The organism is Aestuariivivens sediminis, assembly GCF_022662105.1.
GTDB classification, from domain to species: Bacteria; Bacteroidota; Bacteroidia; order Flavobacteriales; family Flavobacteriaceae; genus Aestuariivivens; species Aestuariivivens sediminis.
The window spans coordinates 563565-576680 of the sequence record NZ_JAKMCP010000002.1 but is presented as its reverse complement, the minus strand read 5'-3'; the positions used below and the strand labels follow the sequence as shown (position 1 = coordinate 576680).

Sequence of the window (13116 nt, the reverse complement as noted above, 5' to 3'; positions counted from 1 at the left end):
TAGTATAGTTATATTATTCCTAATCTGTATCAACCGAAAGATCGGTATACTCTCCCGTTAATAATTTATAGGTATTGTCTTTAATGGTCACGTTCTTACAATGGGTGATTTTAAGGTTGGGCTCATCCGGGAATATGGGTTCGTAGGCATCGGTTTGTATGACTCTGTTTGACTCGAAAACTAATCCATCAACAGAATGAGCCTTCAAAACAGGCGAATCGAAAGCGTAAAAATCATTGTTTCTAATTATGATATCCTTGTGATAATACCCCTTACTTTCGGATTCATGTAATTCCTGTTCCGGATCTATAAGCAGTATGGCCTGTTTATTCCCTCCATGCAAATTATTTACAAACTGATTGTTCTCGATAAGGAGGCTGTCGCATGGACCGGATTCATTCCACAACTCAAGATCTCCCGACATGCGCATGGCTGCCATCTGAGAGGAGATATAATTATTGCGTACCGTTACTTTTCGTGTCGTTGAAATGAGAAAGCCTCTCGCCCGGTTATTTCTTACCGTATTGTTTTCAATTTTTGCAGAAGCGTGCCAGGAGACATTATCGATGCCATCGAACTCCTGTGCAATGTCATTTATGGGCTTGTTAAGGCTTAGAATAGATACCTTTTCATTTATGCGTTTGACGTCCTCAATGATCAAAATTTCGGATTTAGGAAGCAAGGTATGCCGATCTACAATGCGTATGCTGTCACCTTTTGCCCCGAAGAAATAATCTTTTTGATGCGGATGATACGTTTCATAGGCCACTTGATGATTACTTATGATTTTTTTTACTCTGGCATAAGTACCATGTACATTGGTAGCATCGTCCAACATGTTTTCGAAGGTGCAATTTGTAATGGTTATGAGGCCTTTACAATTACAAAAATGTGTGGCATCTGCGATTGTGGTGATCAGGCGGTTACTTCCTTCCCGTAAAACAACATTGAAACCATCAAGCGTGATATCGGTAGATCGTTCCGCTATTAAGCCCATCGCTCCAGCATGATATACATTGATGTTTTGAAACAGGAGGTCTTTTGATTTGAATACTCGAATCCCCGGATTTTCTCTGTTGTTGAGATACTCTCCTTTTGAGATGAAAACAGAACCTATGGGAGGGACCTTCCTGTATTTGGAGGTAAGCCTGACTGTGCTGTCAGTCAAAGCTTTTGCTTCGAAAAAATAGCTGTTATCAAAACCACTGTATAGCCCATGTTTATAGATGGGCGCTTTGGTGGATCGGTCCCATATGATATTCTGACCCAGCCTTTGATGATACTTCTCCTGTTTGGCGTACCTATGGCCAAATTTTTGTTCGTATGGCGAATCTTCTCTCTCGATGGTTAAGTAAATCCGGTTATCCTCCACTATATAGGGGGTTTCCATCTGCACATCAAAAGTATTAGCGTTGGGATTGTTTCCAATAACGGTACCCTGAGCAAAAAAAGGAACTTCCCAGTCAATACTAAAATCCGAGACCTTAATGTTATTACTTTCTTCAATAATAAATGGGACCATTTTACCGTGAAATATGAACTCCGAACCACCGCCGTCAATATGAAAATCCTTGAAATTGAAAATGGGGAAAGGCGTTCGCTTAAGGCCATTATCGTTGTTTGTTATAGCCGCATAAAAGTCGGGGGCATAAGTGGGATAGAAGTGATAGGTTCCTTTGGGAAAACGGATACCTTCATAACCCTCTTCTTTGCATTTTTCCAGGGCTTCAACAACTATAGGTGTGACGTCGTCTGTCTCAGTTATACCGGAGTTGCTCAGATCGTAGTATGTCGTGGATCTATTTTGTTCCGTTTTCTTAGAAGTGGATTCACATCCTAGAAGAATGATACCAATTATAGCAATAAGAAATATTTGCTTCATAAATGAAATTTTTACATGGCATTTTCAATGCTTTTTCAATTTATGATTTTGATAGATTTCAATCTTAAACGGCTGTAACATTGCTCTACACATTTGTAACAATTTTGAAACCTTGAATCAAAATGTTACAAAATTGCCCTAATATGTTACGAAATGGATAATCCTATTCGGGGAGCCCATGAGTGCGACTATGGGGTTTTGACAAACCTTAAGACATGAGGGCATTTGGGAATTCAATAAAGAAAAGCGAGATAACGTGCTTTACAAAACGGATTTAGCTAATAGTAAACCTTGTCAGGATTTGCATATTAAGAGCCCCTTTTTTATTAAAATTATGGAGTGCTTTGATGTATTTGGTTTTAAGGCTTAAAATTTTTAACAGGTTTTTACAGAGGGTTTAAAAAGAACTAGAAGGTAATTTATAAACAGTTCCAAACTGATATCCATCATTTTCGCTTCAAGCAGATACCTCTATATTAGTTGGTAGTGGAAAATTGCTTTAAGAGGTATAAAAAAGGTCCGGATTTATTCTTCTGCAATTATTCTGGACATCAAACTAGTTCAACTGGTTTAATTTTAATTAAAATTTAAAAACGTACCGTTATGAAAAATATAATATACATGGTAACCCTATCCCTTTTAATCTTTAATAAGGCATAGGTTCCGGGTATAAGATTAATAAAAACCAAAAACAACTCTATGACAAGAGCTACTAAATATCTTATTTTGACAATAACAATTCTATTATTCATAGGATTTATTATTTACTCGTGCGGGAAATTGTATATCAAACAAGATTTCAGACAAGCCTATAGAGGCTTTAACGACTCCATTCACCAAAATTTGTATGATCAAGCGTTTTTTAAAGTTCATCTCAAGAATGGTGAGGTTAGCCTATTAAGGGATTGGAAGCTAAACGCGTCGAAAGATTCCATATTGGGTAATGGAAAATTGTTTGATTTTAACAGAACTGAAATAAGAGAGGGTTCAATGGCTCATAATATTGATGACATTGCCATCATAGAGACCAATCAGCTTGATGCCATAACATCTACAGACAAGGATAAAATTTCAACACTTGCTATTCTAACAGGAGCAAATCTTATCATTGATATCGCATGCATTACCAACCCCAAAGCTTGCTTTGGTTCATGTCCCACATTTTATACCGAAAGAAGCCATTCTGTTCATGATGCAAAAGCTGAAGGGTTTTCAAGTGCCATTTCTCCTGCTTTAGAAAAGTTGGATATGGATGCCCTAAATACACAAACCTCGAGGGAGGATTTTTATCTAACCATGAAAAATGAAGCCTTTGAAACCCATTTAATTAATGAAATATGTCTAACGGCAGTACCTAAAAAAAGATCCGAGTTTGTATTTCAGGATCGCATGAATACGTTTTACAAGGCGCGTCATATGGTAACACCAAAAAGAGCAACCATAAATGGGACAAGCATTTTAAGTCAAGTATCTAAAATAGATGATTTGGAATTCTTCTCATTTACAGATAAACAGGATCTCACAAAAAAAGAAGACATTTATTTAGATTTTGAAGGTGTTTACGGCAACAAACAAGGGCTGGTTATTAATTTTAGACAAACCTTACTAACAACATTTTTACTCTATAATGGGATTTCCTACATGGGTGATGAAGTAGGAGATTACTTTGCTAAAATTGAAACCAACTCTGCAGTCAAAAAGCGATTAGGTAATCCCTTTAAATTACTGGGTAAAATTAAATTATACGTTTGGAATAATGAAAATGAAAGTTGGGAGTTTTTTGATGAATTGTATGAAACAGGCCCAATTTCAAAAAACTTAATAATAGCACCCTTACCAAAAATGTTGTCTAACAAAGGGAAACTAAAAATTAAAATAGAATTAACCAAAGGGTTATGGCGTATAGACTATTTAGGCCTTTCTGCTATTACTGAGGCCCCTTTTGCAACTAAAATATACCCTTCAGAAGTAACCGCAATAAAAGGGGAGTCAGATGGATTGGCGAAGGTCATTAAAGATGATGATAAATACTTGGTTTCTTTTCCGGGAAATGAATTTAATTTCAAGTTTAATATTCCGAAATTAAAGAATCAGGATGAATATGAATTATTCCTATCCAGTAAAGGGTATTATTTAGAATGGATTCGGGCGAGTTGGCTCAGGGATAAGAATATTTCTAAATTAGAAAAAATGCTGTCCAATGATGATCATACCTGGAAGGAGTTGGCCATCGAATATAAAGCTGTGGAACAACAAATGGAACAAGTGTTTTGGAATTCTAAATACTCAGATATTCAATAATATGAAAGGGTCAATCAAAATATTAATGGTGTCAATAGTCTTCATCCAAGGATGTAGTTCACCTAAATATTTGTCTACTCCAAAGGATTTTCAGAATAATGTGAAGGGACTATATTTTAAATGCCAATATGAAAATAAGTATTCAAAAATCACAGGAGAAATCATAGAGGTCAGTGATAATCATATAAAATTATTACCTATTCAAAATGCCACGCATATGATTACAATTGATAAAAATGCTATAGATAAAGCTGAAATTATGGTTTCATTATCTGTCGACAATCCGGATAAGATAAACACCTGGGCGAGTTTAATGAACCTTACTTCAATAGGACATGGTTTTTGGGGGGTATTTACACTGCCTGTAAATGTTTCAGTAACAGCAGGGATCAACTCAAAGAATGTTTATTGGATGAAATACCCTGAGCATGTGACCTGGGACCAACTTCATAAGTTTGCACGATTCCCTCAGGGCATCCCTAAAACTATAGATGAAACCCGTATTAAATAACGGTTATAATTTATGATTATGTATAAAATTTCCACAAACTATTTAATGAGAACCCTTTTGTCTTTAAAGAGAGGAATCATTTTTTAAACCGTAATTAGTAACCCTGTAAGGAAACAAAATAGAATAGCAATTGGTATTGAAAAAAACGATTGAGAGCTTACATTAAAAGGCATGGGGAAGCTACAAATTGAACCCTTTTTGAATTCCCTTAGGATATCAATGCCAATACAATTAACCACGACGTATAGATTCAATTATTAATAGAATATCGAGCAATTCGAAGGGGTTGATTCAGGATCATAAAGCGTTCTCAAATAGCAATGGCGCTGTTGATTCGATTGGGCCTGTTTTAATGGTTGGATAACCACTTTTAATATTGGATAGCTCAAATTACTTAATTTCCCCATTCAATTGTAAACCAGTCATCAACCGTAGCTACTAATATACCAATATAAATAACTGGAATTCCAAGAAAGACTATCCATGACCATGTTTTGTCTTTCACCTGTATTTTTTTAATTTTTTCTCTGTTAATAAGGGTTTTTACAATTCTACCGTTCACTTTTTTGACACCATATAGGTCATCATCAATGATCTCTATTCTATTGAATCTAAGTGCAAATTGATCTGGATACTTTACTCGAACCCGGGCATTATGTTTCATAGCCTCTTCATATGGAGCAGATACGGATTTATATATTGAGCACCCCTGAATCAATATCAAAAAGGTTAAAAAACAAGCGACAGTTTTTAAATGTCTTTTCATTTTTGTCATCATTACAGTTATTTGTACAGTAATGTAATTAGAACATTTAAAGCGTGAAATGATGTGCATCAGGTTAAATAAATCTTAATAAAATCTAAAATCGTTTTTTGTATGCGTGTTTTCTTGGTTTCCGATTTTAAGTTAAACCGTTAATTATTTAATAACGCTACAGCTAAGTAGGTATTCAAAATTGCAATACGTATAACATTCTTATTTATTATGGCATAAAATTGCTTTAATTTGCTATAAAATGGATAATTGTATTCTGGGACAATATCAGAATTAATAAGGGTTTCCTTTTAAAATCAAGCTTGTGATGTCCGGCAGATGATCTCAAAAGAGAATGAGGTGTTGCTGACAATTGATGTATAGAGGAGTAATGTTTTAGAACATGATAATGATTTAATTTAATGAAAACTAAATTTCTTTCTTTCATGATTATCTTCTGGTCTCTTGTGGCCCGGACACAAAACCCCGTTGATTATGTAAATCCCTTTATTGGAACAGAAAATTCAATACGCCCATCAATTTGGGAAGCAAATGGAGGCACTTATCCCGGGGCGATTCTTCCCTTTGGAATGGTACAGGTGACCCCGGAGGATTACCATTATAACACAAATTTCATTAGGTCTTTCAGTCTCCTGAATCATATTAGTGGCTACCCTCATGGTTCTAAAGGTCATTTTCAGATTATGCCTATCACAGGTAATTTAAACCGCAAAGCATCTGTGGGATCGGCATTTGAACATGACAATGAAATAGCAACACCAGGGTACTATTCTGTGTTTTTAGAGGATTACGCAGTTAAGGCAGAAATGACGGCCACAGTATATGCAGCCTTTTTTAGATTCACTTTTGAAATAGGAAAATCAAATGCCATTTTAATTCATGATATTGAAGAAGCCCAACAAGATTCTCAGGGTAAAATTACGGGGAAAAGTCATGGTTACCATTTTGTTTTGATGTTTGATGAGAACATAGAAACCATTAATTGCAACTCGAACAACGTTCTCTTAAGGCTCAAGGAAAATGCGTCTGAAGTTTTAGTTAAAATTGGATTTTCATTATCATCAAAGGACAAAGCAGCAAAAAATCTTATTGCTGAAATTCCGAATTGGAATTTTAATGTAATAAAAGATGATGCGCGCCAAGTATGGCATGAACAGCTAAAACGTATCATGGTTGAAGGGAATAATGAAACGGACAAAGAATTGTTTTACACTGCCCTTTATCACACGTATCTGGCTCCTCAGATTATTTCAGATTTCAAAGAACCAAAACGGTACGCTAATCTATCGCCCTGGGATACCTATAAGTGCAAACAGCCGCTATTAACATTGCTCGATTCCGAGATTCAAAGGGATATGGTTCAATCCGTACTTGAACAATATGATAAGGCGGGCCTTATGGATCCTGGACCCATGACCGGAGTGCATAATGTTCCTATTCTGGTGGATAGTTATTTTAAGGGAATTGATTTTGATTTTGATAAAGCCTATGAGGCCATGCAGGCGAGCCTGATGATTCCACCGTATGGCAGAAGGGATATAGAAAGTTTTTACGCGCTTAATTATGTGCCTGCCGAAAAGAGTTACTCGGTGACTAAAACCATGGAATACACTTATAATTTTTGGGCAATGGCACAAATAGCCAAGGCACTGGGAAAAGAGTCAGATTATAAGCTACTTATTGAAAAGAGCAGGTATTATAAAAACATTTATAATCCTGAAACGAAGTTTATGACGGCAAAAACAGTGTCAGGTGACTGGGCAAAAGGAGGCTATAGTGAAGGCGATAAATGGTCTTACAATTGGTCAAGTATCCACGATATTCAGGGTTTAATAAATCTGGCTGGGGGTAATGAAGAATTTGTAAAGCAATTGGATACTTGTTTTCATACCGGGCAATATGTTCATGACAATGAACCACAATTACATAATGCCTATTTGTATTCCTATGCAGGGAAACCATGGAAAACGCAGGAAGTTGTAAGACATATTCTTGAATTAGACTACAGCAGTCATCCTGGTGGAATTTCCGGAAATGACGATTTGGGAGCACTTTCAGCATGGTATGTTTTTAGCGCGATGGGCTTTTATCCTGTTTGCCCGGGAACCCCGGAATATATTATGGGAGCGCCTATCTTTGAAAAAGTTACCATTTCACCTTCGGGAGGTAAACCCTTTGTTGTCTATGCTCAACAAGTTTCTAAGAAAAATAAATATATACAATCTGTAAGCCTGAATGCTAATGAATACCATAAGCTATGGCTGAGTCATCAGGATATTATATCAGGGGGTACCTTAACATTTGAAATGGGTGAACACCCAACAATGAGAACCATAAAACAAACGGCTTTACCGTTTTCAGAAACCAAAACAAAACCGGATTTTAAAATAAAAAAATGGGAACTTTCAAAAGATAAACGGGGAGCAGGAGAACCCGTGGAAATTTCTATTTCAATTCAGAATAAACGCGACTGTGCAGGCTCCGTGCCTATAGATATTTTTATCAACGACAGTTTGAAAGAGACCAAATGGTTTCTTATTGATGGTCTGGGGAGCACCTCAAAAACAACTTCTCTAAAATTCTATAAACCAGGCATATACAACATTAGGATTAACGAGGAGCCCACTCAAACTATTGAGATAAAAGCAGATAAAAAGGCTGAATTTAGCTATGAAAGTTTAATGCTGCCATTACCATCTATAGCAAAGTTGAATGCTGATGTTGACATAAAAACAAGGGTGAAAAATATCGGGAGTTTTCCCGGAACTGAACATGTTGAATTATTTATAAACGGAAAAATAAAAGACCATTTTACCCTTCATTTGGAACCAGGAGAGGTTAGAAATATAAAGTTCGTAACAAGTTTTACTAAGGAAGGGCACTATCAGATAAGCGTAGGAAAAACAAAGGCTAAAACCATGTTAGTATACGGGCCTGATTTTTCGGAAGAAGTGGTTTACAATAAATGTATTAAACCTATAATGGCTTTTGATTTTAATACCACTAGCGTAGCCTATATAGAAGATTTCTCGTATTTAAATAACCCTGCAATCGTTCATGGAGGGGTAGAATGGGTAGACGGTATTTTTGGAAAGGCAATTAAAACGAACGCTTTCAAGGAGGCGTTCGTTGAAATCCCCAATCATGCTAAATATGATAAAATCGCAAATGGAAAAGTCATGACGATCATGCTTTGGGTTTATCCGATGGATGAAAAAAATTTTTCTGACATTATTAGTAAAGGGGATTTGAACGTTATTCAGGTACGGGCAAGTAATACGGAAGTAAATTATTATTCTGGCGGATATCAACGGGGCGAAGCTTACACGCTGTTACCAACAGACTGGAATAGAAACTGGCATCATCTGGCCGGTGTTAGTGACGGCCAGTCCTTAAAGCTGTATATTGATGGACAACTCATGGTGACAAAGCCTTTGGAAGAGGGGATCAATTTTACCGGAACTACGGATCATTCATGGAATATTGGACGAAATGCAAGCCATCCTGACCGCGTATTTGATGGCTACATTGATCAGCTGATGATCTTTGAAAAGGCACTTTCGGCAAAGGAAATTAATGAATTTATGCTTTTTATGAAAGATTGAATATTTAAACACAATTATGAACTCAAAAAAATTTATGGAAATGAGACCAACACTTTTTTTACTACTGGCCGTCTTACTTTTCTCTTGCGGGAAAAAAACAGGCAGAAAAGCAGTAGAGTCAGAACATGCCAGCCGAATTAAATTAGCCGCATACAATGTAGAGTACAGCAAAAATGCCTCGGCAGCGGAAATTGGGAAGGCGCTCAAAGGCTACAATTTTGATGTGGTTTGTTTTTCTGAGGCTCCTGGTGGAGATTGGACAAAAGAGGTAGGTTCGGTGATGGGATTAAATCACATTGTGGTAGGGAAATACTCAACGGCAGGGCACGAAGATAAGTATAAAACTATTGCCAGCCGTACCTCCTTATTCAATCCGGAAGAGGTTTTAATGGCCGATACCCTACATACCGCTACCCGTGTAAAAACAAAAATTAACGATATCGAATTTACTATTTATGCTGTACATTTTCCATTTGGATGGCGAGACCAGGCCCATATTGATGAAACCACGAATAAAGTCCAAACTTTTGTTGATTATCTAAAGGAACGTCAAAATAAAGAATTGGCGGTGGTGGCTGGAGACTTTAATTTCATTCCAATAAATAAAGATAGCATAAACGCCTATCATAAAATGTTTATGGATATCAATTTGGATGTTCACTGGAAAGAATTGGGAATAGATTGTACAAAGCGCAATACCTACAATGCCCTCGCGCCGGAAGACGAAGGTAATGGAGAGGTAATCGATCACATTATGTATAATCCCTTAAAAATGAAAGTTTTAGATGGGGATATTATTGAAATGGAAAAACCATTATCGGATCACAAACCGGTTTGGGCACTATTGGAAGTGAAATAGAGGTCCAGTTGAAGGGGACGCTACTATTTCATGGATCGAGAGACAAATCCGAATCCTGTCATATTGACGTGAAAATCTTTTGGAAGCTTAAAAATTACCATTCTTGCAAGGGTTTTACCAGGGGAGTACTAACCTGGGTATCATCCATCCACACTGGAGCAAAAAGAACAGAAATGGTGGTCTCTGTATTAATTTCATCCCATGTTATTTCTAGCCTACTCACCCCTTCATTCCTTTTTTGAGGGGGAAACTGTACTGCAGATTGTTGGGTAAACCGAGCATGACCCGGTGATAAGAGCCTTACTTTCAGTTTCTTCCCTTTGATTTCGAGCATTGCCAATGTTCCGTTTTCAGAAATATTAATTTGAGCATCGGTAGTGATCCCCCATTTCAATCGAGTAGGATGCTTTGGCTTTATTTCATCCTGAATAAGAATCCCCCTGTGCCCTTTTAACATTAATACGCCACGCTTAACTTGCCACGCTTCTGTAGGATAAGCCGTGCTCAAATCAATAATTCCATATGGGGTTTCCGATGCTGTTGCAACTTTTATAAATTTGGCATTACCCAATACGTCCTGACTTTGATCTCCCAGCATGGGGACATTATGACTGTCTGAAAGCATTCTGAAGTATTGCCAGCGCTCACCCCGTTTTCTTTTATCAAAATATCCTGGTAAATTGTAATAATCACTACCTAAGTCACGAACCCAACGCTCACCCAAGGCGTCCAATTCAAAATTACCAAGATCCAAATGCCCATGATTTACAGCATTATATCCAGCTTTTATGGCAAGAAATAACGCATTCGGATTATCCCATTCGCTGCGAAACATCATCACTTCCACATCGCCATCAAAATATTTAACCAACTCCTTGGGCTTCCGTAACGCAGTAGGCGGATAATACCAAATGACATGTTCGGGTGTTGCTGGAATCGATTTCAAAACAGCATGTTCATGATTAGCGTAGGACTCATTACCATATCTATTTGCTAACCAAAGCATGCAGGGGGATGACCCCATACTATTCCTTTCTGCGCTATCAGCAAAGTTGAACATATAGCCGGTCGGACCTTCACAATACATCATAAAATCCCCTGTTTCTGCCATCCCCTCAATTTCAGAAAGACCAAAATCTGTACCCAATGCTGTTCGCATGGCTTCTAGCCCATAAGCAGTATACATTGTGGCATAATTCCAATACGCGGGCCCCTCCATCCAAGCGCCATCCGGGCCATAGTTAAGCAATGCATATGGAAGAGAAGCCACGGCCTTGGAGACAATAAAATCTGCATATTCAGGGTCAGACTCCCCAATGGCCAATGCTCCAATAATCAATCCCCCATTACACACTTGATTCCAATTATGTTCGTCTTTGGGCCATCCATTATAACCTAAATCTTCTCCGGAAAGCCCATTCTTACCAGGTTCCAAGGCGTGTTTTATTAAACCTTTTTTAATCGTTAGTCTTTCATCAGCTTTCAAATACGCATATAGCCAATCTAGACCTACGCCAACGGCATGAGCCATTTCAGCGACATCCAGAAAGTGAGAGATATTCCAATCCTGAAACGAAACTACCTGTAATAAATTTTGCTTTGCTGCTTCTGCATATCGGCTATCACCGGTCCATCTGTAAGCCAACCCAAGGGCATATATCCGAGCTCGACATACTCTGCTCACGTGCAACAAACGCGGACCAATGAGTTTGTGCTCTAAAGCGGGTGCTTCCAAATAACTGTTTGCTGTTGTTATTACATTATCTACATAGCGTTGTAATAAGGTATCGGATTTCGACAAAATTTTCAATGCGTTCAATCTATCATTTGTCAGTATTAAGCGTGGATGATCTGCTCTTAACTCCGAAAGTATGGCCTTAGGTGCTCTGCGAAGTAACGGGTGCTGGGCAAAAAGGAATAACGGAAAGGTTACCAATAAAAGAAGAAGTATATTTTTCATAAATACGGTCTAAATGGATTACAAATTACTAAAAATTATAATGTTCTCTTTGTAGACCTTTTAATATTTGGAGGGTCTTCTTGAAGTCAGAATCCGTATAGGATTTACATTAACCTAAGTATCTTGCCCCATGATTTAATGCTATAGGAAAACCATCTTAATAGGTATGAGACCGGGGCTATACTATATCAGCCAGCACAGGAGATATTCTAAAAGACTTTTAAAAAACAATTAAATGGTCTTCAATCGTACTTAATATTAAAATAAAAAATCCGTAACCAATTAATTTAGTCACGGATTTCTTGTTATACTTTTCAAAGTATATTCTTAGTAAAGTTTAAAAAGCGATAAAATCAATGGATTTCTAACGTTATTAATTTTGCACTTCCTAACGCGCTTAATTTAAAAGCACAAGTAAAATAGGTGCTTATTTTGCGTCCAAAACCATTTTGTGCATCTACGTATGAATTTGCCTAAAACTAACTAATAAAACGGTCATTATATGTTAGCTATTTTTTTTGATCAGCAATTCTCTTAATAAATGGTAAAAACAGGTTGAGTATTACTTTAAACCGGTATTACCCATACCTGTTGTTTTATCACTTTATAGGTTAACTTTTTTCTTTAATTTAAAGGGGAATGATGTTCGTGAACCAATTTCCATTCACCATTGGTTTTAACAAATAACAAAGTTATTTGATTTTTGGGAACTTCAACACGGGTCTCTCCGAACCACAGTATAAAATCTGAATGAAAGGTTACATTAGCTACATTCCCGTAATATACCGCAACTTTTAAATCATCAGCCGCAAATCTTTCGACTTCAGTTACAGCACCAAAAACTTCACGTTCATGAGCTTCATTTTCTGCACTTCCAACTCTGTGTGTTCCATTATTGAACTCTGTAAATTTTGGTCCATATGCGTGAAAAGAAATAAGTTTATCAATATCTCCATCAATGATACTTTGTGCAATGGCACCAAAAGTTTCTATAACCTCTTGCTGCGCTTGGAGATATTCATTGTCAATGGAATTGGATTTGTTATTCGAATTGGACTTCTCGGATTCAGAGGAGATCCCAGATAAGGTTGAACTTTGAGAACCCAATCCTGATTCTTCAGCATTTTTCTCATTATCTGAACATCCGTATAAAAATAAAAAGGAAGTTAGAATTACGGTTAATACTAGTTTTGTTTTCATAATAATAATAATTAAATGATTAA

General features: G+C 37.0%; 8 protein-coding genes. 4 read left to right on the top strand and 4 right to left on the bottom strand.

Annotated elements, in window-relative coordinates:
• Positions 1 to 19: 19 nt before the first annotated feature.
• Complete coding sequence (locus MR054_RS06830) at positions 20 to 1882, bottom strand: right-handed parallel beta-helix repeat-containing protein (RefSeq protein WP_242157113.1); 1863 nt, start codon at positions 1880 to 1882, stop codon at positions 20 to 22.
• Between the two features lie 726 nt (positions 1883 to 2608).
• On the opposite strand from MR054_RS06830, the gene MR054_RS06825 reads away from it, so the two are divergent.
• A complete protein-coding gene (locus tag MR054_RS06825; protein ID WP_242157112.1) occupies positions 2609 to 4183 on the top strand; it encodes a hypothetical protein in 1575 nt (524 codons plus the stop codon).
• Positions 4184 to 4208: 25 nt separating this feature from the next.
• The gene (locus MR054_RS06820) at positions 4209 to 4694 is read left to right on the top strand and encodes a hypothetical protein (protein WP_242157111.1); all 486 of its coding nucleotides are present in this window, start codon (positions 4209 to 4211) and stop codon (positions 4692 to 4694) included.
• Between the two features lie 394 nt (positions 4695 to 5088).
• Here MR054_RS06820 and MR054_RS06815 read toward each other — a convergent pair whose 3' ends face one another.
• On the bottom strand, positions 5089 to 5358 hold the full coding sequence (locus MR054_RS06815; protein ID WP_242157110.1) for a hypothetical protein: 270 nt from the start codon (positions 5356 to 5358) through the stop codon (positions 5089 to 5091).
• A 536-nt stretch (positions 5359 to 5894) separates the two neighbouring features.
• Between MR054_RS06815 and MR054_RS06810 the strand changes: the two genes are divergently transcribed.
• On the top strand, positions 5895 to 9074 hold the full coding sequence (locus MR054_RS06810) for a GH92 family glycosyl hydrolase (protein WP_242157109.1): 3180 nt from the start codon (positions 5895 to 5897) through the stop codon (positions 9072 to 9074).
• A gap of 16 nt (positions 9075 to 9090) precedes the next feature.
• Positions 9091 to 9933: an endonuclease/exonuclease/phosphatase family protein gene (locus MR054_RS06805; protein ID WP_242157108.1), complete on the top strand. Its 843-nt coding sequence runs from the start codon at positions 9091 to 9093 to the stop codon at positions 9931 to 9933.
• Between the two features lie 94 nt (positions 9934 to 10027).
• Here MR054_RS06805 and MR054_RS06800 read toward each other — a convergent pair whose 3' ends face one another.
• Together MR054_RS06800 and MR054_RS06795 are read right to left on the bottom strand one after the other, a co-directional pair.
• Positions 10028 to 11893 carry a heparinase II/III domain-containing protein gene (locus MR054_RS06800; RefSeq protein ID WP_242157105.1) on the bottom strand — a complete coding sequence of 622 codons (1866 nt, stop codon included), beginning with the start codon at positions 11891 to 11893 and terminating at the stop codon, positions 10028 to 10030.
• A gap of 624 nt (positions 11894 to 12517) precedes the next feature.
• Complete coding sequence (locus tag MR054_RS06795; protein WP_242083247.1) at positions 12518 to 13093, bottom strand: YybH family protein; 576 nt, start codon at positions 13091 to 13093, stop codon at positions 12518 to 12520.
• Between the last annotated feature and the right edge of the window lie 23 nt (positions 13094 to 13116).

Excerpts from the sequence above, each read along its gene's own strand:
- MR054_RS06800 (WP_242157105.1), bottom strand. The coding sequence starts at position 11,893 with ATGAAAAATATACTTCTTCTTTTATTGGTAACCTTTCCGTTATTCCTT.
- MR054_RS06815 (WP_242157110.1), bottom strand. The coding sequence starts at position 5,358 with ATGAAACATAATGCCCGGGTTCGAGTAAAGTATCCAGATCAATTTGCA.
- MR054_RS06810 (WP_242157109.1), top strand. The coding sequence starts at position 5,895 with ATGATTATCTTCTGGTCTCTTGTGGCCCGGACACAAAACCCCGTTGAT.
- MR054_RS06795 (WP_242083247.1), bottom strand. The coding sequence starts at position 13,093 with ATGAAAACAAAACTAGTATTAACCGTAATTCTAACTTCCTTTTTATTT.
- MR054_RS06805 (WP_242157108.1), top strand. The coding sequence starts at position 9,091 with ATGAACTCAAAAAAATTTATGGAAATGAGACCAACACTTTTTTTACTA.
- MR054_RS06820 (WP_242157111.1), top strand. The coding sequence starts at position 4,209 with ATGGTGTCAATAGTCTTCATCCAAGGATGTAGTTCACCTAAATATTTG.
- MR054_RS06830 (WP_242157113.1), bottom strand. The coding sequence starts at position 1,882 with ATGAAGCAAATATTTCTTATTGCTATAATTGGTATCATTCTTCTAGGA.